At 29.7% G+C, this 25,752-nt stretch carries 24 protein-coding genes; 8 read left to right on the forward strand and 16 right to left on the reverse strand.

The window, feature by feature from the left end:
• Positions 1-28 precede the first annotated feature (28 nt).
• The 4 genes from IPM32_04690 to IPM32_04705 form a co-directional block, all read right to left on the reverse strand.
• A complete protein-coding gene (locus IPM32_04690; GenBank protein ID MBK8944552.1) occupies positions 29-955 on the reverse strand; it encodes a PhnD/SsuA/transferrin family substrate-binding protein in 927 nt (308 codons plus the stop codon).
• Positions 956-979: 24 nt separating this feature from the next.
• Positions 980-1,885 (reverse strand): PhnD/SsuA/transferrin family substrate-binding protein, encoded by a 906-nt coding sequence (locus tag IPM32_04695; GenBank protein MBK8944553.1) that lies wholly within the window; start codon positions 1,883-1,885, stop codon positions 980-982.
• 5 nt (positions 1,886-1,890) lie between these two features.
• The gene (locus IPM32_04700) at positions 1,891-3,291 is read right to left on the reverse strand and encodes a TolC family protein (protein MBK8944554.1); all 1,401 of its coding nucleotides are present in this window, start codon (positions 3,289-3,291) and stop codon (positions 1,891-1,893) included.
• 134 nt (positions 3,292-3,425) lie between these two features.
• A complete protein-coding gene (locus IPM32_04705) occupies positions 3,426-6,038 on the reverse strand; it encodes a PAS domain S-box protein (protein ID MBK8944555.1) in 2,613 nt (870 codons plus the stop codon).
• A 157-nt stretch (positions 6,039-6,195) separates the two neighbouring features.
• Here IPM32_04705 and IPM32_04710 point away from each other — a divergent pair, with 157 nt between their 5' ends.
• The gene (locus tag IPM32_04710; GenBank protein ID MBK8944556.1) at positions 6,196-6,840 is read left to right on the forward strand and encodes an HAD family hydrolase; all 645 of its coding nucleotides are present in this window, start codon (positions 6,196-6,198) and stop codon (positions 6,838-6,840) included.
• Between the two features lie 12 nt (positions 6,841-6,852).
• On the opposite strand, the gene IPM32_04715 is transcribed toward IPM32_04710, so the two are convergent.
• The 3 genes from IPM32_04715 to msrA form a co-directional block, all read right to left on the reverse strand.
• Positions 6,853-7,449: a class I SAM-dependent methyltransferase gene (locus IPM32_04715; protein ID MBK8944557.1), complete on the reverse strand. Its 597-nt coding sequence runs from the start codon at positions 7,447-7,449 to the stop codon at positions 6,853-6,855.
• Positions 7,450-7,484: 35 nt separating this feature from the next.
• Positions 7,485-9,236, reverse strand: a complete 1,752-nt coding sequence (locus IPM32_04720; protein ID MBK8944558.1) for a PAS domain-containing sensor histidine kinase — start codon at positions 9,234-9,236, stop codon at positions 7,485-7,487.
• 81 nt (positions 9,237-9,317) lie between these two features.
• Complete coding sequence (gene msrA, locus IPM32_04725) at positions 9,318-9,944, reverse strand: peptide-methionine (S)-S-oxide reductase MsrA (protein ID MBK8944559.1); 627 nt, start codon at positions 9,942-9,944, stop codon at positions 9,318-9,320.
• A 334-nt stretch (positions 9,945-10,278) separates the two neighbouring features.
• Between msrA and IPM32_04730 the strand changes: the two genes are divergently transcribed.
• Genes IPM32_04730 through IPM32_04750 form a run of 5 tightly spaced genes read left to right on the forward strand, consistent with a single transcriptional unit; the run spans position 10,279 to position 12,783 of the window.
• A complete protein-coding gene (locus IPM32_04730) occupies positions 10,279-10,863 on the forward strand; it encodes a YceI family protein (GenBank protein ID MBK8944560.1) in 585 nt (194 codons plus the stop codon).
• A gap of 3 nt (positions 10,864-10,866) precedes the next feature.
• A complete protein-coding gene (locus IPM32_04735) occupies positions 10,867-11,316 on the forward strand; it encodes a MarR family transcriptional regulator (protein ID MBK8944561.1) in 450 nt (149 codons plus the stop codon).
• 43 nt (positions 11,317-11,359) lie between these two features.
• On the forward strand, positions 11,360-11,506 hold the full coding sequence (locus tag IPM32_04740) for a CDGSH iron-sulfur domain-containing protein (protein MBK8944562.1): 147 nt from the start codon (positions 11,360-11,362) through the stop codon (positions 11,504-11,506).
• A complete protein-coding gene (locus tag IPM32_04745; GenBank protein ID MBK8944563.1) occupies positions 11,506-11,949 on the forward strand; it encodes a hypothetical protein in 444 nt (147 codons plus the stop codon). Before IPM32_04740 ends, IPM32_04745 begins: the two co-directional genes overlap by 1 nt.
• Before the next feature lie 3 nt (positions 11,950-11,952).
• Positions 11,953-12,783 carry an aldo/keto reductase gene (locus tag IPM32_04750; protein MBK8944564.1) on the forward strand — a complete coding sequence of 277 codons (831 nt, stop codon included), beginning with the start codon at positions 11,953-11,955 and terminating at the stop codon, positions 12,781-12,783.
• A 27-nt stretch (positions 12,784-12,810) separates the two neighbouring features.
• Here the strand turns inward: IPM32_04750 and IPM32_04755 are convergent, their stop codons facing one another.
• From IPM32_04755 to IPM32_04775, 5 genes are all read right to left on the reverse strand, one after another.
• Positions 12,811-13,746: a glycoside hydrolase family 5 protein gene (locus IPM32_04755; protein ID MBK8944565.1), complete on the reverse strand. Its 936-nt coding sequence runs from the start codon at positions 13,744-13,746 to the stop codon at positions 12,811-12,813.
• A gap of 319 nt (positions 13,747-14,065) precedes the next feature.
• Positions 14,066-14,698 carry a cation transporter gene (locus IPM32_04760; protein ID MBK8944566.1) on the reverse strand — a complete coding sequence of 211 codons (633 nt, stop codon included), beginning with the start codon at positions 14,696-14,698 and terminating at the stop codon, positions 14,066-14,068.
• A complete protein-coding gene (locus tag IPM32_04765; GenBank protein ID MBK8944567.1) occupies positions 14,699-15,988 on the reverse strand; it encodes a TolC family protein in 1,290 nt (429 codons plus the stop codon).
• Between the two features lie 17 nt (positions 15,989-16,005).
• Positions 16,006-19,161, reverse strand: a complete 3,156-nt coding sequence (locus IPM32_04770) for an efflux RND transporter permease subunit (GenBank protein MBK8944568.1) — start codon at positions 19,159-19,161, stop codon at positions 16,006-16,008.
• A gap of 35 nt (positions 19,162-19,196) precedes the next feature.
• Entirely contained in the window at positions 19,197-20,321 is a 1,125-nt protein-coding gene (locus IPM32_04775) for an efflux RND transporter periplasmic adaptor subunit (protein ID MBK8944569.1), read from the reverse strand.
• A gap of 288 nt (positions 20,322-20,609) precedes the next feature.
• On the opposite strand from IPM32_04775, the gene IPM32_04780 reads away from it, so the two are divergent.
• The gene (locus IPM32_04780) at positions 20,610-21,503 is read left to right on the forward strand and encodes a hypothetical protein (GenBank protein MBK8944570.1); all 894 of its coding nucleotides are present in this window, start codon (positions 20,610-20,612) and stop codon (positions 21,501-21,503) included.
• Here IPM32_04780 and trxB read toward each other — a convergent pair.
• The 4 genes from trxB to IPM32_04800 form a co-directional block, all read right to left on the reverse strand.
• Positions 21,495-22,433: a thioredoxin-disulfide reductase gene (gene trxB, locus IPM32_04785; protein MBK8944571.1), complete on the reverse strand. Its 939-nt coding sequence runs from the start codon at positions 22,431-22,433 to the stop codon at positions 21,495-21,497. The two genes, IPM32_04780 and trxB, sit on opposite strands and share 9 nt — an antisense overlap.
• A gap of 1 nt (position 22,434) precedes the next feature.
• Complete coding sequence (locus tag IPM32_04790; protein MBK8944572.1) at positions 22,435-22,782, reverse strand: thioredoxin; 348 nt, start codon at positions 22,780-22,782, stop codon at positions 22,435-22,437.
• Positions 22,783-22,997: 215 nt separating this feature from the next.
• Positions 22,998-23,243: a hypothetical protein gene (locus tag IPM32_04795; GenBank protein MBK8944573.1), complete on the reverse strand. Its 246-nt coding sequence runs from the start codon at positions 23,241-23,243 to the stop codon at positions 22,998-23,000.
• 185 nt (positions 23,244-23,428) lie between these two features.
• Complete coding sequence (locus IPM32_04800; protein MBK8944574.1) at positions 23,429-24,550, reverse strand: aminopeptidase; 1,122 nt, start codon at positions 24,548-24,550, stop codon at positions 23,429-23,431.
• A 77-nt stretch (positions 24,551-24,627) separates the two neighbouring features.
• Between IPM32_04800 and IPM32_04805 the strand changes: the two genes are divergently transcribed.
• Positions 24,628-25,626 carry an isoaspartyl peptidase/L-asparaginase gene (locus IPM32_04805; protein ID MBK8944575.1) on the forward strand — a complete coding sequence of 333 codons (999 nt, stop codon included), beginning with the start codon at positions 24,628-24,630 and terminating at the stop codon, positions 25,624-25,626.
• The last annotated feature ends 126 nt before the right edge of the window (positions 25,627-25,752 follow it).

A 25,752-nucleotide genomic window follows, 5' to 3' on the forward strand; every position in this document is an offset into this window, starting at 1 on the left:
TAACAATATTTTAATGCAATTATTCAAATTAGTTTTTCTTTTTATTTTTAAGTTTGTTGTAGTCTTCCCAAAATTCAAAAGTTGAAGCCAGATCGGAATCACTTAATAGAAAAGACCCATCAATTTTAAATATTTTATAAACCTGGGAAGATTTTGGATCTGAATCAATTTGATTACCAAAACCAATCGCCCTTGCTACTTCATTTTTCGGAATATCATTTCGGAAACAGAACAAATCGTTAACTAAATTTTCTTTCTCACTAAATATTCTTAAGGTATTGTTTATCTGTGGATTCATTTCTGAAGTTATTTCAAAAGTGCTGTTTGTAACAATACATGCATCAGTTTTTCCAAAAAAAGTGCTTAAAATTGTTTTTGAAGCATTATCATCATATATAATTTTTTTGAAAAACTTCTCTTTTTCAGTAACACCATTTTTAAGACATAAATAATCAAGAAATAATTCCCCCATCAATTTAAACCTTCCACCTTGCACCGCAATAGTGGAATTCTTTAATTCACTAAAAAATTTAATGTTCTTATTGTTTCTAATCATAAGATAAAAATCAAAAGACTTCTGTTTATTTATCAAAGTTCCATAGTAGGGTTTTAATTTTAACGATGATTTATATTTTAAATATTGAGGAGTACTTAAAAAAATATAATCAACCTTTGTTTCATTAATATCCTTTATTAATTGTTGCATATCTTCATATATGAAAGAAGATGATTTAACATTGTACGCAACCTTTTCATGAACCATTTTTGCCCACAAGTTTATTATTGCCTTTGCATCTCTAATATTTACATCGGAAAACATCTCTTTTGTAATTCCAATATTTGCTTCGGACTTTGTTTCAACAATTTGAGCAAATAAAATTTTACCGTTTATTGAAAGCAATAAAGTTATAGTAAAATAAATACAGAATATGTTTTTTATAAAAAGCTTTTTCATTAATCAAAAACTTGATTTATTCTTTTACATTTTTTTCTTTTTAATTTTTGCATACTTTTCTGTTAATTCAAGAATATTTTTAAGATGTGAGTCTTCAAAAAGAATAAGATTTTCAGATTTAAATAAGTTTAAAATTTGTTTTCCGGAAACAGTTTTTTCCAATTTCACACAAACATCAAGAAGTGCTTTTTTAACTGGCGAATCTATATTTTTGCTTACACACATAATTCCATTAAGGAGAATTGGACTTTTTTCTATAATTGTTAGTTCATTTTTTAATTGAGGATTTAATTCTAGTATAGTATAAAAAGACTCCGCCGGAACAATGCTGGCATCAATTTGATTGAAAAATACCGGCAATAAAGATTTTGAGGGCTTTTCGGTTTCCCTTACTTCCGCAAAGAACTTATCAAAATTCTTTCCTTTTTCATTAAGCAAAACCGTTAACCATATTTTTATTAAACCGCCCCCGGTTTTTGAAGGAATATTTATTATCTTATTTTTTAAGTCTTCTATCTTTTTATAGTTTTTATCCTTTCTAACAACAACAATAAATTCATATCCGGGTTTTCCGTTTACCAACGTAGTTAGATTGGGTTCAATTTCTGTTTTGTTTCTAATTTCTAAATAATCTGTAACAGGCAAAGCAATTAAATCGATTTTTTTACTATTTAGCGCTTCAACAATTTCGGCATTCGTTTCGTAAATATTGGTTTCGGGAGTGAATTTTGCATCCATACCTTTTAATAACTCATCACCCCACATTTTAATTGCCGCGGTTGCGTCTCTAATATCAACATCGTTAAACAACGAAATTGAGAAACCAACGTAAATAGGTTTTAAATTATTCTTTACACTTTTTGACTGAGAAAACAATCCGCCCGTAAAAAGTAAAAAAACAAAAAGAATTTTTATAATAGAATTTTTCATAAAAATTAATTCAGATTTTTTCCAATTGTAAACTCAAGTTCGGCTAAAGCTTCATAATAAGTAAATTGTGCCTTATAATATTGAACTTTCATAATTGCTTCGAACAATTGAGCTTCCAACAAATCTCTCAATTCTACAAGTTCACTTTGATAAGCTCTATCATTTAGTTCGCAGTTTTCCGTTGCAGAATACATTGCAGATTTTAACGATGCCAATTGATCGGAAGCAGAATTAAATTCCACCAATGCTTTTTTAACCAAAATTTCTAAACCATTTTCTAATAATAATTTCTGACTTTTAATTTTCTCCAATTTATAATTTGATTCATCAACTTCTGCGGATGTTCTAAATCCGTTAAATATTGGCATTTGCACTCCAAGTCCAACGGTCCAATTAAATTTATTTTTATCGCTAACTAATCCATATTTGTAAGAATTTTCAAGTAAACTTAAAGAACCCATCAATCCAACTTTTGGCAAATATCCGCTGAAAGCTTCATCAACTTTATTTTCAAAAATTGATTGAGCAATTTCTAAGGTTTTCCACGTAGGATTGTTTTGATAAGCTGTAGAAAGCAGTTCGTCAAAATTTAAATATGCACTATTGAGTTTAAGAGAATCCCTTATAACGGAAATATTGTATTGTAATTTTTCACCCAAAGAATTTAGCAATGCAGATTTAGCTAATTCTAAATTATGTTTGAATGAAAAATTTATTGATCGAATATTATCAACCAGAATTTTATTTTTTAGAAAATCAGTTTTTGATACTGTACCGGAACCATTTAAATATAAATTTTTTGTAAGCTCTAAAGTTGTTTCTAATCGAGCCAAAGATTCATCACCAATTTCAGTAAGTTTTTGAAGAAGATAAACTGCATAAAACCTTTTTTTAACATCGGCAACTATTTGCAATTCATTTTTCTTTGCTTCTTCTTGAGCAAGCAGCAAAGCACTTTCCGCTTGTCCGATTAATGAAGAAATATATCCACCGGTATAAAGCGGATAAGTTAATTCCAGAGAACCCATAATCATTGTTTTATCAAATAATTTAATATCTTGTTCAGGAACTTCTATTCCGCCTAATTCAAGCCCGGGAATTTCCAAAGGAATATTAAAAGTTGATGCGGGAAAAATAAAATTGGGCGCTTCATCCATTGTAGAAATTGAAGCAGATAAATTTATTTGAGGCCAATAAGCAGAATTTGCTTGATTAAGTTGAGATTCAGAAATTCCGATTGAATTTTTGTTTACAGAATTCATTGGATGATTTTTTAATGCGTGAGAAATGCATGTTTCTAAATCCAATTCTTTTTCAAAAACATTTGTCTGTGCTTGAGAATTGTATGATGTAAATAAACAAAGAATCAAAAAACAAAGTATTAAATTTCTTCTAATTCCATTCATTTTTAATCCTATAAATTATATAATAATTACTATCGAAAAGTTTTTATCGAAAATTAAAAAAGATAAACAAGGACTATTTGTTTGATATATGTTTCAAATAATAATTTGGCTATTATTTTGGTTATATATAAAATTTATTTAGAGGATTTTAATAATTTTACAGTAAATGTACTTCCAATACCCTTTTTGCTTTCAACATAAATAATACCGTTATTTAATTCTATATATTTTTTAACCAAAGCAAGACCTAAGCCGTTTCCTTCAAATGATCTGGTATAACCCATTTCTTCTTGAAAAAATGGTTCAAAAAGTGTTGGTAAAAATTCTTCAGAAATTCCAATTCCACTATCAGAAATTTTTACAACCACGAAATTTCCATCATCAGAAATTTCAATAATGATGCTACCAACTTTTGTATATTTTATTGCGTTATCGATAAGATTTATAAATAATTGTGTGATGGTATATGAATCCGCATTAATATTTGGATTGTTAGAGTTTATTATTAGCTCGAATTTTAAATTTTTCTGTTCGGCAGCAAGTTTAAATTCTCGGTAAAGTGGGCTAATCAAATTTACTATAGAAAGTTCTTCAAGTTTCAATTCATATGAACCTGCTTGTAATTGTGACATGTTAATTATTGAATCAATGGTTCTAATTAATCTTCGGCTTCCACTATCAATCATTTCAAAAGAGGATTTTGTGTCTTCATTAATATTTTCTCCCAAGTCTGATTTAATAAGTGAAATAAAGTTTAGAATTGTGTTTATTGGAGTTCTTATTTCATGAGACATTCCAGCTAAAAAGTTAGATTTTGTTTTGTCAGATTTTTCAGCCATCTCCTTTGCTGAAATTAATGCCTCCTCAGCTCTTTTTTGTTCTGTAATATCTCTAACGTTTGCAAGAATATAATCCTTTTGATTTATCGATATTTTTGTTAGAAACACTTCAACATCAAAAGTCAAATTTTTAAAAGGTCTTTTTGCTTTCCATTCAAACAAAAAAGTTTCACCCAACAAAGCCTTTTTCCACATTTCGATAACTTTTTCAAAAGGATTATTAACATCTGAAAAATCTTGAATTGTTAAGTTTTTTGCTTGAGAAATTGTAACATTGTATAAATTTAAAACTTTGTCATTTACATTTAGGACTTTTCCGTTAACATCGTGAATAAAAATAGCGTTATATACATTATCAAATACTTTTTGTAGTAATTCCTTCGATTGCTGCAATTCCAATTCAGCTAATTTTCTTTTTGTAATATCTTCAACCGTTCCTTCAAAAAATAGATTTCCGAATTCATCAAAATCTTTTCTTGCACTTTCCGAAATAAATATTTTCGATCCGTCTTTTTTACGCCACTCTGATTCAAATCCTATTATATTACCGTTGGATTTTACAGTATCAATAAATTCTTTTCTTCTTGAGGGATTTACATAGCCGTTTGAATTCAAATCTGTGTTTTGCATTTCTTCAAATGAATTATACCCAAGCATTTTAAATAGAGCATTATTCATCATTAATACTTTGCCGTTTTCAGTGGTTCTATAAAGACCCCGCGTTGCATTTTCAAACAATCCTCTAAATCTTTTCTCACTTTCGAACAAATCTTTTTCCATATTTTTTCTTAATGTGATGTCTTGTTTTATTGCAACAAAGTGAGTTATTTTATTTGAACCATTTCCGTTTACCGGAGTTATCACCATTTCCTCATAATAAAGTTCGCCGTTTTTCTTTTTATTTATTATTTCACCCGACCAAACTTTACCACTTAAAACAGTATTCCACATATTTTTATAAAACAAATCATCATGTTTTCCGGATTTAAGAATTCTAGGATTTTTTCCAATTATTTCATTGTGGTGAAAACCGGTTACATCGGAAGTTGCAGAATTGCAGAAAATAATTTTTCCGGCTCTATTAATAATTAAAATACTGTTTGCTGCTGACTCTATTGCTTTACTTTGCAGCATTAATTTTTCTTGAGCTTGACTTATTACTTTTTTACTTTCGCTAATTTTTTCACTTAAATCAAAATTCAAATCATGAGTATTTTTAATCATTAATTGTTGATAATATTCTCGGCGAGAATAATATTCTAAAGCATATGCAATACCAATTCCGGCAATGTTTGCTGCAAATAAATAAAATGAACTGATAAAATAAATTTGAGATTCTAGGGTAATAATGAAATTTATCACAATTTCATAAATAAAAAATATTGAAAAACCCGCCACCGCTGCCCAAAAATATTTGAGTTTTAAAAAAACATAACTCCAAAAATAAATTAGAATTATACCAACATAATATGAATCGTTTAGTTTTGGAAAGGCAATAACAATAAATGAAATGTCAACTGCGCCAACTATTATTGATGCAGTACTTAAAAGAATTTGTGCAAGCTTTGAATTTTTCAGATTGCTTGATGTAAATGCAATTCCAACAATAAATAATGAAACAACTACCCGGAGTGTAAAAAACTCATTAAACAAATGCGGAACCAAGTATAAATCAAAAGGGAAAAATGCAATAAAAAAAACGGATCCAATAATTGAAGAAATTTTAATTTGTAATTCGGCATTTTTATGGTAATAATTTAAAAACTCATGTTCTAAAATATCTGGAAACCTTAACTTTATAGGATGGAGTTTAACATTAACATCGTTATGCTTATCCTTGGTTTTATCATATAGAGATATTTTTCCCCAATTAAAAACTCTTTCTAATATTTTTTTAATTACATTCAAAACAATCAAAATAAAATTTACAATTTATTACATTATCGAGCCCTTTAAGAATTTTTTAATTTAAAATTGGTTGAAATAAATTTATGCTAATAATTTTATTGAATTGTTTATTTGATTAGATTTGAAAAACCAAAATTAATTTTAATTATATACAAAAATGCAATTAAAGAAATATAAACACGTTATTTGGGATTGGAACGGTACTATTTTTAATGATTTACAACTTTGTGTTGATGTTGGAAATAATTTATTTAGAAAAAAAAATCTTCCGGAAATTAGTGTAGAAAAGTATAAATCAATTTTTACAATTCCGGTAATAAATTACTACATTTCTGCCGGTTTTGATTTTGATAAAGAATCATTTGAAATTGTTGGTAAAGAATGGATGGATGAATATGAAAAACGAAAATTTGAATGTTCACTACATGAAAATTTAATTGAAACAATCGAAAAATTTAAAGATTGGGGAATTCCGCAATCATTGCTTTCCGCATACCGACAAGATAATTTATTAAAAATGGCAGAACATTTTAATTTAACGAAATATTTTTCACACATTGTTGGATTAGATAATATTTACGCTGCCGGAAAAATGGATTTAGGAAAAAATTTGATGAAAATTCTTGGAAACGGTCACGGAGAAACTTTAATGATTGGAGATACAATTCACGATTTTGAAGTTTCACAAGAAATTGGCGCCGATTGTATTTTAATTGCAAATGGTCATCAAAATTTGGAAACTCTTGAAAAAACCGGCGCAAAGATATTCAATAGTCTGGGTGAGTTACTTAAATTATTTTAAGAGGCGAGGTCTTTATATCTTTTGAGCCAACAAATCAACAACAGAAACTTTTCCATTGTGGTAATTTCCTTCAAAAATTTCTTTTTCCACCGAATATAGCTCAACCTCTTTAAGAGATCCAAAATCTGTTTTAATTATTTCTTCGGAAAACAACACATCAAAATTTCTTGGTCCGCCGGAATTATGTTTAATTTGATTTTTAGAAAAACCTTCCAGTATTAAAAAGCCCCCGTGTCTTAAATATTTAATCAAATTTTGATGAATTATTTTTCTTAAATTTTCCGGTGGATGAACAAAAATTAAAGCGATGCAATCAAAATAATTTTCTTCCCAGGTAAAATCTTCTAATGTGCTAAAAGAATAATTTACTTTAATATTTTTTATTTTGTAAAGTTTTTCAGCTTTTTCAATTGCAATTTTAGAAGAATCAAATGCGTAAACCTCCCAGCCAAGTTCTGCGGCAAATGCGGAATTTCTTCCTTCACCTTCTGCCGGAAATAATATTTTTCCGGGTTTTAATTCAGTTAAAATTTCTTTAAGAAATTTATTTGGTTCGGTTCCGTATATATATTCTTCTTTTGAATATCTTTCATCCCAAAAGTTTTGCATAAAAATTTTCTATTTGTTTTAATTGGTGGTGAAAACTAAATGTCGGTCTTGTGAAAATCAAGAATAAACGTTGTGCCAGCTCCCTTTTCACTTTGAACAGAAATGTTAATATTATTAATTTCGCAATATTTTTTTACAAGTGATAAACCTAAACCATTTCCTTCATATTTTCGGCTGTATCCGCTTTCTTCTTGACTGAATTTTTCAAATAGATGCGGTAAATATTCTTTACTAATTCCAATCCCGGTATCAGAAATCTTAACTATAAAATTTCTCTCAAAATCGTCAATGGAAATATTTATTCCGCCAGAATCTGTATATTTTATTGAATTATCTAGCAAGTTTGAAATAGCTTGGTATATTGTATAAATATCAATTTTGGTTTTGCAGCAATTTTTATTTTTGGGATATGTTAATGTTAGATATAAATTTTTATTGTGCGCAGCGGGAAAAAATTCATTTGCCGCCGGTTCCAAAACTTTTTCCAAAATATTTAGATTTTCAAAATTGGGTTCATAAGTTCCGGCTTCAACATCAGAAATATTTAGAATTAAATCTATTGTACGTATTAATCTTTGAGATGATTTTTGAATCGCTTTAAAACTTCCGGAATTGTCTTCACTTACTTTATCTCCAAACTCCATTTGCAGCAAAGAAGTGTAATTTAAAATTGTATTAATTGGGGTTCGAATTTCGTGTGACATTTGTGCAAGAAAATCTGATTTTAATCGATCCGATTTTTCAGCATTTTCCTTGGCAAGTTTTAATTTGTCCGATGCAATTTTCCTTTCTGTAATATCTCGAACACTTGCAAGAAGTAATTTATTATTATTTAATTCAATAGCATCTAATCGAACTTCCGTAAAAAATTCTGTTCCATCTAATTTGCAATGCGTCCAATCAAAAATTTGTGAATTTCCCGTTAAAGCAGAATTTATTTTTAAATGTGCTTTTTCTTCGGATAAAATTCCATCAGGTTGAAACATGGGTGAAAATTTATATGGAGGTTGACCAATAATTTCGTTTCTTTCGCAACCAAACATTTCTAATGTTCTGGGATTACAATCAATGAATGTGCTTCCATCCATTAAAAATATTGCATCATTTGAGCATTCGAATAATGTTCTATAATGTTTTTCACGTTCGGTTAATGCTTTTTCTTTTTGCTCTAAATATGAAAAAGATTTTTCTATTTCTTTGTTTTTTTCCTCTAACTCAAACTGAGTTTTTTCGCGTATAAATTCAATAAAGTAACTGAGTATAGAAACCGCTAAAAAAGATCCCAAAAATCTAAGTTTAAAGTTTATAGAATATTGATTTATTGTAATGTTGAAAAAAAATAAAACACAAACAATTATTATAAATGCAATTATATAAATTCTGCCGACTTTTCTTCCAAGAACAAACATAATTACGGTTGGAAAAATATATGACCACAAAGAAGAAGATAAGTTAACACCGCTGCTGTATATTAAAAAAATTAAAAAGATTCCGAACAAATTAATTATTACATAGCTTAATAATTTTTCATTGTGATTTTTTAAATAAACCACACGGGCTATGGAAACTATTATTAGAACAGTAAAATCGGTAACTCCCACAAGATAATTGTTTTGTGATATTGCAAGGAAGCCAAAGAAAAATAAATAAACGGTAGTAGAAATGATGATATAATTTATCATCATTGTTTTTCTTGAAACGTTTATATCTGATTCGGATTTATAACTCTCATCCCAAAAAAATTTTTGTAATATTGTGAGAAAACTTTTGTTAGTATTCGTTTTCATACTTATCATTATCGAATAAAAACGAAATCAATTAAAAAAGCTAAAATTTGTTACTTATAAATTTATGGATGCTGAGAAAATTTATTTTAACTTTGATTCAAAAACTTTCTTAAATTTTTCTACTTTTGGAGTAATCACAAAACTGCAGTAAGGTTGAGACTTATTTTGTTCGTAATAATCTTGATGATAATTTTCCGCCGGATAAAATTTTGTGAATTTGGTAATTTCCGTAACAATTGGATTGTTATAAACTTTTGCAGATTCTAATTTAGATTTATATTCTTCTGCTAATTTCTTTTGTTCATCGTTGTGATAAAAAATTGCTGATCTGTATTGAGTTCCAACGTCTTCACCTTGTCGGTTTAAAGTTGTTGGATCGTGTGTTTTCCAAAAAACTTCCAACATTTCCTTGAACGAAATAACAGATGGATCAAAAGTAATTTGAATAACTTCTGCATGTCCGGTATTTCCGGTGCATACCTCTTTATATGTGGGATTTTCCTGTGTTCCGCCGCTGTAACCAGAAACTGCCGATTCAACACCTTTTAATTTTTCAAAAATTGTTTCTGTACACCAAAAACAGCCGGTTCCAAAAGTTGCAATTTCAGTCTGCATATTTTTTTCTTTCTTAATTTTTTGTGAAAAAATATTTTCGTTGGTTGATAAAATAATAGTAATAACAATAACTAATAAAGTAATTTTTTTCATTGTGTAAAGTTCTTTCTTAAATATTTCTTAATGTTCTACATTTTATTTACAAAAAAGTTTTCGAAATTAAATGATTGTGTTAAAATAGGTAAAGAAGCTATAAAAGGAAAAACGGAAAACAAATCTTGGTATAAAATTAAGTCAACTAGTTAACAGATAGCAAAATTTTATGATAGGTTCATTTCAAATTTTATAAAATTAAGAATTAAAAAAATCTATTACACCATTATTTTTTTCGCAAACAAAAAATATGTGTTGCAACATTTAATGTTATAACGTATATTTGAATTATAAATAAGACAAATTATCTTAACAAATAAAGAAAGGCAATAAAATGAAATCATTTAAAATAGCAGCACTTCTTCTTTTAACCGCTGGAATTAATTTTGCTCAAATAAATTGGGGGCTCGATAAATCACATTCTAAAATTGGTTTTAGCGTAACACACATGATTATTTCTGAAACCGAAGGTCAATTTAATAACTATGACGTAAAAGTCGTTTCAAAAAGTGAAAATAATTTTGAAGATGCACAAATTGAATTTTCAGCAGATGTTAACAGCATTGATACAGATAACGAAAAAAGAGATCAACATTTACAGTCTGATGATTTCTTCAATGTTGAAAAATTTCCAAAAATTAAATTTGTGGGAAAATCTTTCAAAAAAGTTAGTGAAAAAAACTATAAATTAGTCGGTGATTTTACAATGAGAGATGTAACCAAATCAGTTACTTTGGATGTTAAATATAATGGAACTGTAAAAGATCCTTGGGGAAACACAAAAGCGGGATTTAAAGTTTCTGGTGTAATTAATAGATTCGATTACGGTTTGAAGTGGAATGCAGCATTGGAAACCGGCGGACTGGTTGTAAGCGAAGATGTAGAACTGCAAATAAATCTTGAACTTAACAAACAATAATTGATGAAATTAGAAGAAGAAATTAAGCAAAAAAAGTTTAAGTCAGATTTTCAAAAACTAGCCGTGAATATTATATTTACTCACGGCTGGTTAATGAATTATCAAAAGAAGTTTTTTGATAAATATGGCATAACCGGAAATCAATTTAATATTTTAAGAATTCTTCGGGGACAACATCCACAACCAGTTTCTGTAAATGTTTTAAGAGACAGAATGTTGGATAAAATGTCTGATGCGTCAAGACTTGTTGAAAGACTGCGAATAAAAAAATTATTAAATAGAAATATTTGTAAAAACGATAGACGAAAATCCGATATAAACATTACCGAAAAGGGACTTGAGGTGCTAAAAGACTTAGATTCAATAGATGACGAGTTTATAAAATTGTTTAGTAACTTAACCACTAAAGAAGTTAATACATTAAACGAATTGTTAGATAAAATGCGAGGATAAATTGGAAAAGACAAAGATTTCGGTTTTACTCAACGGTCCACTTATGATAGAAGGAAGCTTAATTGTAAAAAATAGTTCTGGCGAAACAATAAAAGAATCAGAAAAGGTTTTTCTTTGTAGATGCGGGCAATCAGCAAACAAACCGTTTTGTGACGGAACACATAAAAAAGTTGATTTCAAAGCTGAATAATGAATTTTGAAACTTTTTTTGAGGATTTAATAAATCTAAAACCAGAGACAAAACCTTTGTGGGGAATTATGACTCCCCAGCACATGGTTGAACATTTAACTTTGGCTGTAAAATCAAGTAATGGAAAATTTTCAGTTGATAAATGTTTAAATCCTCCAGAAAAATATCCAATTTTGAAAAAAATTCTATTAGGCCCAAAACCATTGCCAAAAAATTTTATTAATCCGGTGCTAGGTGAAGGACTACAACCATTAATTTTTAATAGTTTAGATTCTGCAAAAGATGAGTTGAAATTACAAATTAAAGAATTTTTCAATTATTTCAAAAATAATCCAAACAACGAACCAATTAATGCAACTTTTGGTCCATTAAATTTTAATGAATGGCTGGTGTTTCATAAAAAACATTTTACACACCATTTTACACAATTTGGGTTGATGTAAACCATGGTATACGAAAAAAACAAAACAATAGTTTTAAATAACGATGTAATTATGCCCATACTGGGTTTAGGTGTTTGGCAAATGGACGATGCGAGCGAAACAGAAAAGTCTGTAAGTTATGCTTTGGAAATAGGTTATAGAAGTATTGATACCGCTGCTCTTTATGGCAACGAAAAGGGTGTAGGAACCGCTGTAAATTCTAGTGGAATAAAAAGAGACGAAATCTTTATTACAACAAAAGTATGGAATTCAAACCAAGGTTATGAAAAAACCCTTAAGGCTTTTTCAGAAAGTTTAAAAAAATTACAAACAGATTATATAGATTTGTATCTAATTCATTGGCCGGTTACCGGAAAAATTAGTTCAACGTGGAAAGCGCTTGAAAAGCTATATAATGAAAAATGTGTTAAAGCAATTGGGGTAAGCAATTTTGCTATTAAACACCTGAAAGAGTTGATGAAAGTTTCTGACATTCACCCAACAATCAATCAAGTTGAATTGCATCCATACTTAACTCAAAACGATCTATTGAAATTTTGTAAAGAAAATAAAATATTTGTTGAAGCGTGGGCTCCGATTATGAAAGGAAAAGTAAATGAAATTGATGAAATTATTAAAATTGCACAAAAACACAAAAAGACCCCGACTCAAATTACATTAAGGTGGAATATTCAAAAGGGAATTGTTACAATTCCAAAGTCTTCGCGCAAGGAAAGAATTTTAGAAAATTCGCAAATTTTTGATTTCGAAATATCACCAGAGGAAGTAAATATCATTGATTCTTTGAATAGAAATTACAGAATTGGTCCAAATCCGGAAGAAATTGAGTTTTAATATTCTTTCGAAAAGAAATTAACATTACTAAATTATTGAATTTAATAAACCTCTTTTCCACTCATTTTTGGGGATATCAAAAACCCCAAAACCAGCTCCAAACTCCCAATAAATATAACTAAAACCGTTTGTTTTCGCCAAATCCGAAACAGTTTTGTTCCACCTAATTCTGGATTCTATATCAGCTTTGTGATAAGCACCGAACTCACCTAAGTTAATTGGAAAATTATTTCTATTTCCCCAATTGCTAATAAAATTAAAGTGTTTTTTAATTTTCTGAATTTCTTTGTTGGTAGCATTCCAAGTTTTGCCTTTGAAAAATTTGCTAAATCTTACCCATTCTGCTTCTTGGTGAGTAAAAACAAAAGGTTTGTAATAATGAAATGTTATAATAATATTCTTAAACTCTTTTGGAACTTCTAATTTTCTTAAACCTTCCAGATTATTCCATTTTGCGGGACCTATTAAAAGAATACGGTCTCTGTTTTTATTTCTAATTACAGGAACAACTTTTTTAATTTGATTATTCCAAATACGTGGTGTTAAGAAATGATGCGGCTCGTTTAGAATTTCAAAAAGTAAATTTTCCGGATAATTTTTATAATGTTCACTTATTTGTTTCCAAAGTAAATAAAATTTTTCTTCAAATTTAAATGGATGGAAATACAATTCATTAAAATGATGAATGTTAATTATTACAATCAAATTATTTTGTAATGCTTGATTTATTACTTCATCAACCCTTGCAAAAAAATTCTCTTTAATTTCAAATGTTGTTTGATTATAAATGTGTGCAGACCAACGAATTGGAATTCTTACCGAAGAAAATCCCGCGTCCTTAATAAATTTAAAATATTCTGGCAGAATTTTAACACCCCAATCACCTTCGTTGGGAGCTTCGAGGGCATTTCCTAAACTTATTCCGCGACTGATTTTTTTATTTATTTCAATGGATTTTTGCATAGAAATTTTTAATAACTTGTTAAAATTACAAATTAAGTTTTTGAAACATGTAAAAAACGTAAATTCATTATTTAATTTTGGGATTTTTCGTAATAAACATTTGACAAGATAAAATTTTATTTACCATTCGAATTCGCTAACCAACCGATGAGAATTCTAAATAATTTATAGTGTGAATTAAAAAGATGGCCTCTTTTATATTAATTATAATTTGGTAAATGCGGAGCAATAACAAAAAATTGATTCTGTTGTGAAGACTAATGCGATCTCGACATATCGTTAAGTCCTTTAATAAAAACTTTTAACTATGGATTTTTTATTATTTATGACATCCGCAAGTGCAAGAAAGTTTTTCTGATTTTGATTTTTCTATTGCTTCTTTTCCTTCTTTAAAAGAAAAGTATGCTATTCCAAGTGATCCTAAAATATCCAAAAATCCAATTTGAAAAATCTCATAAAATGCGCTTGAGAAAAGAAGAATGAATGAAAGATAAAAACATGTTTTTGTACAGTTCGCATCTGCAATTATTGCATCTGAGTTTAATTCTTTACCGATTTTTAATTTTGCGTTCATCAAAAAATACATTGTGAAAATTGAAATCACTGAAATAACAATTCCTGCAATGGTTGTTTCCGGTTTGTGCTGATAAACTAAATTTAAAATTGCACCAATTATTAATCCCGCTGATAAAATATAAAATGAATTTCCCGTAATTTTTAAAGCTGTTCGTTCAAAATTGTCTCTTTGTGTAATTTCACTTTTTTGCATTCGTAAAATCATGTGAAGAATTCCAACGCCGGAAATTACTTCCACAAAACTATCCAAACCAAATCCAAATAAGGCTAAAGTTTCTTCTTCCGCACCGAAAAACACAGAGATAAATCCTTCGCCAATATTATAAGCTATTGTAAAAAAACTTAAGTGTTTGGCAGAGTTTATTAATTTGTTCATTTAATTTTCAGAAATTATTGATCCGGTAATTCTTGCTAATTCCGTGTCGGTTTCTTTTAAATTATAAATCGCGTTCAGTTTTTGAACCGACGCATTTAGAAAAATAATTTGTATATCTCTAAAATTGAATGAACTTATTGAACCATTTTTAAATTTTTCTTGAGATATTTCCAAATTCAATTTTGCTGCTTCCAGATTTTCATTGGCAACAATTAAAAGTTCCTTTCTAATGTTATATAATTCAAAAAGTTGCGAAAGTGTGTTTGTTAATGAGTGTTCAATTTGCTCGGTTTCAATTTTGCTAATTTCGTTTTCAATCTTCGCAATTTCCAATGCCCGCTTGGTGTTCAGACCGTTAAATATATTCCAGCCTAAAACTAAATTAGCGTAATAATCATATCCTTTTGTATTTACTTTTGGAAGATTATTAATTGTCTGGTTCGAATTTTCATAATCGTAGCCGGCGTTTAATCGCAGTGTTGGATAAAAATCATCTCTTGTAATATCAATGTTTTTTTCTGAAATCATCTGGTTTATATATTGATTTTTAAGAGTTCTGTTGTTTACTAACATTTTGTTTTTTAAATCATCAAACAAATATTGATTTTCTAAAACCGAAAAATCATCAATAAAATCATAAGTTTTATCATTCTTCTCACCAATAAGCAAATTCAAAGAACGAATGGAATTATCTAAAAATAATTTTTGAGAAAGATATGTTGATCTGTCTTCCAGCCAAGAATTTTTTGCTTGAAGAACTTCATAACTTACAGAGCTGCCTATTTCTTTGCTTAATTGCGCGCGGTCATATCTATCTTTTGATAATTTTTCAACCTCTTCAAAAACATTTAATTTTTCTTTTTGCAGAAGTACGTTATAATATCCTAAAATAATTGATTGGATTCTGTTCTCAACAAGAAAAGCTACATTGCCTTCCGTAAGATTATAAATTTTTTCTAATCTGTCTTTTGTGTTATAAATTTTGAATCCGTTAAACAATGTCCAATTTAATGTTGCTGATGGAACCAAGCTATTTGTCTTAACTTCGTTAGTTCCGGTATCATCAAATCTATTTACCGATGTTAGGCTAACATCAACTGTTGGATATCTTCCGGCGGTTCCCCATGAATTGTTTTCATCGGCAATTTGCAAATCTTTTTTTGCAATTCTAATATCGTAATTGTTTTCGAGTCCTAATTTTATTGCATCAGAAAGGGTAAGTTTTTCTTGTGCAAAATAATTAATTGACGAAAATAAGATTAAACCATAAATATATTTTTTAAATTTCATTAAACTTTTCCTAAAAATTAATCTACAGAAATTTTGCTATTGATTATTGCCGGTTCAACTTCTTCCGGTGATAAATTTCCTCTTCCTAATAATTTTGCTTTAAAAACTCTTATATCGTTTAGTGTATAAATTAAAACCGGGAAAAACAATAATGTAAATCCGGTTCCTATTAAAACTCCGTAAGCCAATGAAATTGCCATCGGAATTAAGAACTGTGCTTGAAAGCTGTTTTCTAAAATTATTGGATATAAACCCGCAACGGTTGTGATTGATGTTAACATTATTGCGCGAAACCTTGATTTTCCGGCATCAAACACCGCATCGTGAACATTCATTCCTTCCAAAAGATTTTGATTATATTTTGAAAGAAATACTACGGCATCATTAATTATAACTCCTGAAAGTGCAACCATTCCCCACGCGCTCAATATTGAAATTGGTTGTCCGTGAATTCCATGTCCCCAGACTGCACCAATAAACGAAAGCGGAATCATCATTAAAATAATTCCGGCATGCGACATAGACTTGAAATGTAAAATCAAAATTAAAATGATCACAGCAAAAGCAATTCCAAAAAGTTTTTGCAAATCTGCAACGGCTTCATTACTATTTTTTTGCTGCCCTTGATATTCAACATTTACACCGGGAAATTGTGCTTGCATTTGTGGAATTATTTGTGAAGCAACTCTTTCTAAAATTGGCGGAACCGGGGCATATGGATCTATTAAATCTGCTTCAACCCTAACTTCTTTCTCAGCATTATATCTTTTAATGCTTACCGGACCTCTTTCAATATTATATGTAACCAATTCCGAAAGCGGATATTCACCAAGTGCGGTTTTAATTTTAGTTTTTTCCATTTGTCCGATTGTTAATCTATCACTTTGCGGATAACGAACCCAAACTCTAATTTCATCTTTGCCTTGCTGCAATCTTTGAACTTGACCGCCGTAAAATCCTTGTCTAATTTGATTTGTAATATCATTTAGTGTTAATCCCAAAAAGTATGCTTGCGGTTTTAGTTTTAATTTTACCTCTTGTTTTCCTTCAGCATTGTTGTTTGTAATGTTTTGAAGTTCAGTAAATTCCCTAAGTTTTGCTTCCAAATATTTTTTAGCGTTTTCCAATTCGGAAATTTCTTTTCCTAATAAACTTATTGATACTGGTGCTCCCCAACGATTTATAGAGCCAACTGTAAACTTTTCCGCTTCGGGTATTTCACCGATTGCTTGTCTTACGCGTTCAGCAACTTCGTAAGTTGTAATTGGTGCGCCTTCCATATCACGCATCATAACGTTTATGTTTCCGGCGTGGGAGCCTATTTCTTGTCCTTGAAACGCAGACCCGATTGATCTAAAAGTATATGTAATAAATTTATTTGTATCGGCAAATTCTTTTTCAAGTTGAAGTTCAACTTCTTGAATTTTTTTATCAAACTTTTCTAAATACTCTGTGGTTTGTTTTTCACCGGCACCGGGAGTGAATGCAATGTTTACCGAAAACATATCAAACGCAACCGAAGGGAAGAAGGTTGTTTTAATTACTGTTCCTTGAATTAAACCAATGGTAACTAAAATTAACGCAACCGGAATTGTAACCACTATCCATCGCCATTTTAAAATTATAACTAACAATTTTGCATAAGTTTTGTTTCTTATTTTATCAATAAAATTTTCTATTGCGTTTTTAAATTTACTGTGTTTTTCGTTTCGCTTTAAAACATGTGGGTTTGCCAAATGTGCGGGCAAAACAAAAATTGCTTCTATTAATGAAACCCCTAAACTTACTACAACAATAAATGCCATTTCATACATCATTTCCATTTGTCCAACTAAAAATAAAAGCGGAGCAAAAGCGACCATTGTTGTTGTTACAGAAGTAATAATGGAAGGAATTACTTCTATTGTTCCATCAATTGCGGCACGGCGTGGACTTTTTCCCATTTCAAAATGTGTGAATATGTTTTCGCCGATTACAATTCCATCATCAACCAGAATTCCAATTACTAAAATCATTCCAAACAACGAAATCATGTTGATTGTAATTCCGGAAAGATTTGCAATCACAAACATTCCCAAAAACGCCGAGGGGATTCCCCACGCAACCCAAAGCGAAACACGCAAGCTTAAAAACAATGCAAGTGAAATTACAACAAGAATTAAACCGGAGCCGCCGTTGTTGATAAGTAAATTTAATCGGCTGTTAAGCATATAAAGAAAATCATATGTTACTTCTAATTTTACATTGTTATGTTTTTCGTTAAACTCTTTTACATATTTATTTATGAAATCAGAAATTTCTCCTAAATCTTCCGTATCTAATTTTGCGATGTTAAAGAAAATTCCTCGCTTTCCGTTTATGTAAGATTTGTTTACAACTTCAGAAAATTTTCTTTTGATGGTTGCAATATCTCTAATTCTCAAATAGCTTCCGTCTGTGTTTGCACGAAGAATAATGTCTCCAATTGTGCTTGGATCAACAGAACGATTACGCGCTCGAATTAATATTTCCTCTTCTTCGGATTTTATTTCTCCCGCAGAAATATCTCTGTTGTTGTTTGCAATTGCAGCGGAAATTTGGTCGAATGTTAAATTATAACGCAACAAAACATTTTCGGGAACTTCAACCGAAATTTCTAAATCCGGAAAACCGCTGATTGATATTTGAGAAATTAATCCGGAGTTAAGAAAATCATCTTCAATATCGTATGCATAATTTTTTAAGGTTTCTAAATCTACTTCGCCGGAGAGTCCTAAATTTGCTGCGTTTGTTGTTTCTCTTTGTTTAAAAACAATAGGTCGTTCGGCATCAACCGGAAACGAGCTGATTCCATCAACAGCGTTTTTAATTTCCATTAAAGCTTCGTCAATATCGTATCCCGTAATTATTTCTATTTGAACGCGAGCAAAATTTTCCGAGGATGTTGATGTAAACTCTTTAATTCCAACAATTCCTCTAATCGCTTGTTCAACGCGCGATGTAACGCCTTCTTCCATTTCTTTTGGCGATGCGCCGGGATAAGCAACCGTAATATTTATAAAGCGCGATGATCTTTCCGGAAAGAATGATTTTTTCATCGAAAGTAAACTTAACATTCCGGCAATTACAATTGCGGCAATTATTATGTTTGCATAAAACGGATATTTTACAAAAGTTGTTAAGAGTTTTTTCATTAATATTTCTCCAAAAGTTCCTTTTTCAAAAATTGTTATTCAATAATTTTAACTTTGGTTCCTTCCGCAGCGTTAATTAATGGCTCAACTACAACGTTTGCGTTTTCGTTCAATCCGTTGAAGAAAAGAGTTTTGTCATTGGTTTTTACAACATTAATTTTTGTTTTTACAAGAGCATTATTTTCGATTGTGAAAACTTCATTTGAATTGAAAACAGAGTTTCTTGGAATTTCCATAACATTATTTAAAGGAATGTTTGAGAAAGTTGCTTTCAAATATTGCCCGCGATAAACCGGCTTGTGATTATTGTTTGCGAGCTGAACATAAACACTTATTGATTGTGTTTGCTGATTTAAGTCGCCGGCTTTTCTAATCACATTTCCAAACCATTTATATTCGTTTAGTTCATCGGTTAAAGAAACTTTATCGCCAACGTTTATCCATTTTGCATTTTCAATTTCCAACGGAATCTCAACTTCCAAAATATTTGTGTTTATAATTTTTGCGAGTGCTGCTCCAGCGTTTGCAATTGCTCCAACTTCTAAATTTACTTGTGAAATTGCTCCATTAAACGGCGCATAAATTGAATACTTTTTAAATTTTGATTCGTTGCTTTTTAAAGTATAATATTTAGTTAAAATACTTTTGCTTGAAAGAAAAACTTTTTCTTGGGTAGATTTTATTTCCGGCAAATTTGGCAAGTCTTTATCAATTTCAATTTGCTCAAAAAACTTATACCAAGTTGGATATGTTTCGGGAAAATCAATTTTCATATCCGGTAAAATTCCAGCAAGCTGAGTTAAAAAGGAACTTACTTCTGCTTTTAAATTTAGCGCGGCTTCGTTATCATAAATTCTTAAAAGCAAATCACCTTTCATAAAAATTTGTCCTTCTTTAAACGCAACATTTCCTTCAAGAATTTTTCCGGTAACTTCTGCGCTTAATGTAATTTCAGATTGCGAATAAACTCTACCGTTTGCAATATGCGTAGAGGAAACATCGGAATATTTAATCGGTTTAGCTTTTACAAACCTTACTATTTCTTCTGCTGGTTTTGTTTTTGGTTCTTCTTTAAATCCGCTAATCATTTTCATTGAGAAAAATGAAAAAATAATTATAGCCGCTCCGACTAATATTATTGTTAATTTTTGCTTATTCATTTTTTACCTAATTTACTTTATTTATAATATTTCTTATAACTTAAACTTTCTGATGTTTTTTTAACGAAATTATTTCTTTAAATAATATTTTACCTGTGAAATAATTTTATGAGAATATTTTTCTTGATGTGGTTTATGCAGATTAACAAATTGCAACATTCATTGTTTCTTTCTATAAATTCGATTTACAAAAGTAAATTTACAAATTATGTTTACTAATTATTTCATTAATTTTATATATATGACGCGCGGCAAATCACATTTACTCATTTTTAAAATGTTGTTACAATGAAAACAGTTTTTTTATTGTTTGCAATATCGCTGGGAATTTTGTTTCCATTTACTCACGAGTTATCCTATTTAATAAAATATCTTTTAATGATAATGTTATTCTTTTCCTTTTTAAAAATGGAGGTAAAAAGAAAAGACTTTGTAATAAATCATTTCTATATACTTTTTGCAAATTTTTTAATTCCGTTTACTTTTTATTTTTTACTAATCTTTTTTGAAAACAAAACACTTGCACAAGTTGCGTTTATTACCGGAATTGCGCCAACGGCGGTTGCTTCGCCAATAATTATAAACATTCTGAACAAAAAAATTGAGTATACTGTAATTTCAATTTTGTTAACAAATTTTGTTATTGCTTTTATTTTACCTTTTTTAATTCCAGAAATTTTAAATGATTCCTCAAGTATTTCTTTTGTTGATGTACTTCGTCCGGTTTCTGAAATTTTTCTAATTCCGTTTGTTTTATCAATTTTGATAAAAAAGTATTTTCCATCCGCAAAAAAATTTTTAATCGGTTTTAACAAGTATGTGTTTTACGTTTTGGTTTTTAATATCAACATTGGCACTGCAAAAGCAAGTAATTATATCAGAGAGGAAATTGGTTTTGGTGATCCGATAATTTATAAAATAGCTTTCTTCTCACTTATAATTTGCTTTCTCTCTTTTTATATAGGAAAATTAATTTCCCCGAAAAATTTTAATGTGGAGAGTTCACAATCGTTAGGACAAAAAAACAATGGTTTTACTTTGTGGGTTGCACTAACTTTTATTAGTCCAATTGCGGTTTTGGGTCCGGTGTTTTATATTGTTTTTCAAAATATTTACATCTCTTGGCAGATACACAAAAGTAAGAGACAAGAAAATCTGGTCTCTTACTCAAAATTAAGCTAATACTTCTTTATGTTTCTCCACATATTCCGCTGCGCTAAGCGCGGCAATTGTTCCATCGCTAACAGATGTTGTTATTTGTCGAAATCTTTTTGCTCTCGAATCTCCCGCAGCAAAAACTCCTGGAATGTTTGTTTCCATCAAATCGTTGGTAATAATTTCGTTTCTATTGTTTACTTCTATTATTCCCATTAAAGATTCTGTGTTTGGAACATATCCGATTAAAATAAATACGCCGTCGATTTCTTTCGAGGAAAATTCCCCGGTTCGCATATTTTTAATTATAACTTTCTCAAGTTTATCTTTTCCTATAAACTCTTGAATTTCGGACTCCATAATAAAATTAATTTTTGAATTTGACTTCGCTTCGTGAACTGCGCTTTCAAAAGCTTGAAAATGATCAAACTGATGTACAACGGTTACAGAGTTTGCGTACTTTGTTAAAGAAACAGCTTCTTCAAGTGCTGAATTTCCTCCACCAACAACAATTATATTTTTGTCCTGAAAAAAATCTCCATCGCAAGTTGCACAATATGAAATTCCTTTTCCTTTAAATATGTCTTCGCCTTTTGCACCTATTGTTCTTGATTTTCCGCCAGTTGCAAGTATTATGGATTTTGCAAAAAATGTTTCATTGTTATTTATTTCTACAGATTTTATATCGTCACTTAAATTTAGATTTGTAACTTTTATATTTGATTTAACTTTACCTCCAAATTTTTCGGCTTGTTTACGCATGTTTCGGGAAAGTTGGTATCCGCTTATACTTTCTATTCCGGGATAATTTGCAACTTCGTGGGTTAAAACCATTTGTCCGCCAGCCGCGCCTTCATTTAAAATTAATGTTGAAAGTTTTGCTCTGGATAAATAAATTCCAGCTGTTAATCCAGCCGGACCGCCGCCGATAACAATTACATCAAAATTGTTTTCCATTTTAGCTTTTAAATTCCTTATCTAAAATACTTGTAACTTGATCCATATTTTGAATGCTTGATGTAGCTTTTGCAACTTTTCCGTTTTTATAATAAACCGTGAATGGTAATCCGGCAAAGCTTCTGCATTCTGGAAGATTTCTAATTATTCCGGCTTCGGGGCTATCAAACGCCATATCAAAGAATTTTACGTGTGAATACTGATCTTGAATTTCTTCCATAACTTCATAAACTGGTATGCACATTGGTCCCATTCTTCCGCAGCAAACCATTACGTTTTCGTTTTCATTTATAATTTTTGTTAACTCATTTGCGGTTGCAATATGATTTAATCCGGTTTGTAGTGTCATTTTTGTTCCCTTTTAAATAATATGTTTGAATTTTTTAAGATTTGATGCATAAAGTTTACTTTAGATTCTAAAACATCTTTCTTGTGTTTTGAGAATTGTTTTGATTTTAAAATATTTCCTTAATCTTTCTGAAAGAAGTTTTTTGCCAAATCTTTTCTTTAAAATAAAAAGGCAGAGTTTCCTCTGCCGGAGAATCTATCTAATTTAGGTAAGGGTTATGCTTGTGGTTTGTTATAAATTATTTTTCTAATTGAATCAAATTGAAGATATGGATAATCTTCTTGAATTTTCTCTATTGCATCGCCGGCGCTGATTTCTTTTTCTCTAAGATTATCAAATCTTTTTCTAATTAGATAATCTCGAACTGATTTTTGATTTATCAATCCGCGACTTTCTAAAACAGAATAAACTTCGTCGCTGATTAATTCAGCTAATGGATTTTCTATGTTTGTTGTATTCATAGTAAAACCTTTCTTAGTTTTGTTAAATATATAACATATAGACTTCCAATAGGGTAATTTTGTTCCCTTTAAACCGTATCTTTTTGATGTTTAGACAACGTGGTTCTGTAAAAAGTTTAATTATTAGGGATTTTTTAAACTTTTTACCTGTTTATTTTTTTGATGTGGTTTTTCATTTATATAATTCAAATTCCCATTTTTTCTCTAATATTTTTAGGAATTGAATCTTTGTGCACAATTATTGCAACGGTTTTTAGTTTAACATAATTTTCCGACATATACCAAAATCCATCAAATTTTCTTTTTTCTGTTCCCCAAGAATTTTTTGTGTAATAAAACCTTGTTCCGTTTTGATTTTCTGCTGTTCCAACAATATGCATCAAATGATCATCGGTTACATCAAAGTTTTCAAATGCTGCTTGTCGCATTTCTTGGGTTATTTCTTTTTCTACTTCTGGTGTTAGAGAATCTGTTTTAATTTTTTCATCCGGAATTACAGCGTAACATTCTTCTCGATAAAAATTATCTCTTCCGCTGTCACCATCCCAGCAAACAGAATAACCGTTCTTTATTGCGTTTTCAATAGTTTCAATAATTTCATCTATTGGAATATTATAATATTCTGAGTGTGTCCAATTATCCGGCAAAGGCAAAATAATTTTCTCATAAAACGGAGCGTCTGTGTAGGATGTAATTTCCACATAATCATCCGGATTAAATTTTGTAAATTTGGCAAATGTTTTTGGTGAGTATTCTTTTCCTTTATATTCAAATCTTTCCGGAGTTTTTCCTAAATAATTATCAATTACTGCTTTTACTGCTTCTTTCCATTTTGGAGTTAGTTTTGCATCTTCATTTTTTAAAATTCCATCTAACATTCCTTGCAAAACATTTGTCATTTCAGAATGATTATGAATTTCCAATCCAATGTTTTTTCCAGAATAATTGCTTTCCGGAACCATACCATATTTTTCTACGGCATGAAACAAATCGTGGGCTTGTCCGCCTTCTCCAAAATTAGATTTTCCGTGATATCTTACATAATTTTCTGCCATTGAAAAAAGTTTATGATTAACCGTAAACATTTCAGATAAATCTATTTCTTCGAAGCCCATTCTAATTAATTCTGTTTCTACAAAAGATGTTGTTGCAAAAACCCAGCAGGTTCCAGAGTTCCCTTGACTTTTTACCGGTGTGGTTTTTAAAATTTCTAAATTCTTAAATTGTTGTTTTTCTTGCGCAAATATTAATGTAAAGGATAAAAGAATTAAAAAAATTATTTTTTTCAAGTTTGCCTCATTTAAAATTTATTTTCAACTTATGGTAAAATAAAAATATTTATTTTATCATATTCAATTTTGCAATAATTTTTTTGGAAAAACTTATGAAATATAAATTTTTATTCATTTTTATTTTTTCGCTTCTATTCGTTTCTTGCGTAAAGGAAATTAAAAATAATGACGTTGAAGAATCTGAAAAAAGAAAAACAGATTTTGCTTTGGTCATTCATGGTGGAGCTGGTTACATTTATAAGGGAAGATATACTCCGGAGCAGGAAAAAGAATATATTTTAAAATTAGAAGAAGCACTAAATGAAGGTTATAATATTTTAGAAAATAATGGTAGCTCCGTTGATGCCGTAGAAACAACTTTAAGAATTTTGGAAGACTCTCCGTTATTCAATGCCGGGAAAGGTGCAGTTTTAAATAATGAAGGAAACGTAGAATTAGATGCTTCAATTATGAGCGGTGAAAAAATTGAAGCTGGGGGTGTTGCCGGAATAAAGCATATCAAAAATCCAATAACTTTAGCACGTTTTGTTATGGAACACTCGCCTCATGTTTTAATGTTTGGTGATGGCGCAGAAAAATTTGCTGATGAATTTGGATTAGAAAAAGTTGAAAATTCTTATTTCAAAACTCAAGAAAATGTTGATGAATATAATAAAAGTAAAAAAACTGAAAAATCAAAACACGGAACGGTTGGTTGTGTAGCAATTGATAAAAAGGGAAACTTAGCCGCTGGAACATCAACCGGCGGATTAAGCGGAAAAAAATTCGGTCGCGTTGGTGATTCTCCAATTATTGGGGCTGGGACTTATGCAAACAATAAAACTTGCGCAATTTCATCAACCGGACAAGGAGAATATTTTATTAAAAATGTTGTATCTTATGATATTTCCGCATTAATGGAATATCAAAAGTTATCACTTTCCGAATCTGCAGAATATGTAATTAATGATAAGTTAAAAAAACAAAATGCTCTTGGCGGAATTATTGGGATTGATAATAAAGGAAATATTGTAATGTCGTTTAACACAGATGGAATGTTTAGGGGTTATAGAAAAAGCGGTGAAAATTCAATTATTGAATTATATAAATAATTTTTTTTATCTTGCTCTTAATCCTAATCTTACTCAATTTTTATATCTTTTTAAAAAAAGCAGAGTAAGATTAAGAGAAAGATTATGATTAAGAAGAAAAAACATAAACTTATCAACACACTATAT

Source organism: Ignavibacteriota bacterium (genome assembly GCA_016716225.1).
Classification (GTDB): Bacteria; Bacteroidota; Ignavibacteria; order Ignavibacteriales; family Melioribacteraceae.

Bases quoted from the DNA above. Each gene is read 5' to 3' on its own strand.
- IPM32_04690 (MBK8944552.1), bottom strand. From the start codon at position 955: ATGAAAAAGCTTTTTATAAAAAACATATTCTGTATTTATTTTACTATA.
- IPM32_04695 (MBK8944553.1), bottom strand. From the start codon at position 1,885: ATGAAAAATTCTATTATAAAAATTCTTTTTGTTTTTTTACTTTTTACG.
- IPM32_04700 (MBK8944554.1), bottom strand. From the start codon at position 3,291: ATGAATGGAATTAGAAGAAATTTAATACTTTGTTTTTTGATTCTTTGT.
- IPM32_04710 (MBK8944556.1), top strand. From the start codon at position 6,196: ATGCAATTAAAGAAATATAAACACGTTATTTGGGATTGGAACGGTACT.
- IPM32_04715 (MBK8944557.1), bottom strand. From the start codon at position 7,449: ATGCAAAACTTTTGGGATGAAAGATATTCAAAAGAAGAATATATATAC.
- IPM32_04720 (MBK8944558.1), bottom strand. From the start codon at position 9,236: ATGAAAACGAATACTAACAAAAGTTTTCTCACAATATTACAAAAATTT.
- msrA (MBK8944559.1), bottom strand. From the start codon at position 9,944: ATGAAAAAAATTACTTTATTAGTTATTGTTATTACTATTATTTTATCA.
- IPM32_04730 (MBK8944560.1), top strand. From the start codon at position 10,279: ATGAAATCATTTAAAATAGCAGCACTTCTTCTTTTAACCGCTGGAATT.
- IPM32_04735 (MBK8944561.1), top strand. From the start codon at position 10,867: ATGAAATTAGAAGAAGAAATTAAGCAAAAAAAGTTTAAGTCAGATTTT.
- IPM32_04740 (MBK8944562.1), top strand. From the start codon at position 11,360: ATGATAGAAGGAAGCTTAATTGTAAAAAATAGTTCTGGCGAAACAATA.
- IPM32_04745 (MBK8944563.1), top strand. From the start codon at position 11,506: ATGAATTTTGAAACTTTTTTTGAGGATTTAATAAATCTAAAACCAGAG.
- IPM32_04750 (MBK8944564.1), top strand. From the start codon at position 11,953: ATGGTATACGAAAAAAACAAAACAATAGTTTTAAATAACGATGTAATT.
- IPM32_04755 (MBK8944565.1), bottom strand. From the start codon at position 13,746: ATGCAAAAATCCATTGAAATAAATAAAAAAATCAGTCGCGGAATAAGT.
- IPM32_04760 (MBK8944566.1), bottom strand. From the start codon at position 14,698: ATGAACAAATTAATAAACTCTGCCAAACACTTAAGTTTTTTTACAATA.
- IPM32_04765 (MBK8944567.1), bottom strand. From the start codon at position 15,988: ATGAAATTTAAAAAATATATTTATGGTTTAATCTTATTTTCGTCAATT.
- IPM32_04770 (MBK8944568.1), bottom strand. From the start codon at position 19,161: ATGAAAAAACTCTTAACAACTTTTGTAAAATATCCGTTTTATGCAAAC.
- IPM32_04775 (MBK8944569.1), bottom strand. From the start codon at position 20,321: ATGAATAAGCAAAAATTAACAATAATATTAGTCGGAGCGGCTATAATT.
- IPM32_04780 (MBK8944570.1), top strand. From the start codon at position 20,610: ATGAAAACAGTTTTTTTATTGTTTGCAATATCGCTGGGAATTTTGTTT.
- trxB (MBK8944571.1), bottom strand. From the start codon at position 22,433: ATGGAAAACAATTTTGATGTAATTGTTATCGGCGGCGGTCCGGCTGGA.
- IPM32_04790 (MBK8944572.1), bottom strand. From the start codon at position 22,782: ATGACACTACAAACCGGATTAAATCATATTGCAACCGCAAATGAGTTA.
- IPM32_04795 (MBK8944573.1), bottom strand. From the start codon at position 23,243: ATGAATACAACAAACATAGAAAATCCATTAGCTGAATTAATCAGCGAC.
- IPM32_04805 (MBK8944575.1), top strand. From the start codon at position 24,628: ATGAAATATAAATTTTTATTCATTTTTATTTTTTCGCTTCTATTCGTT.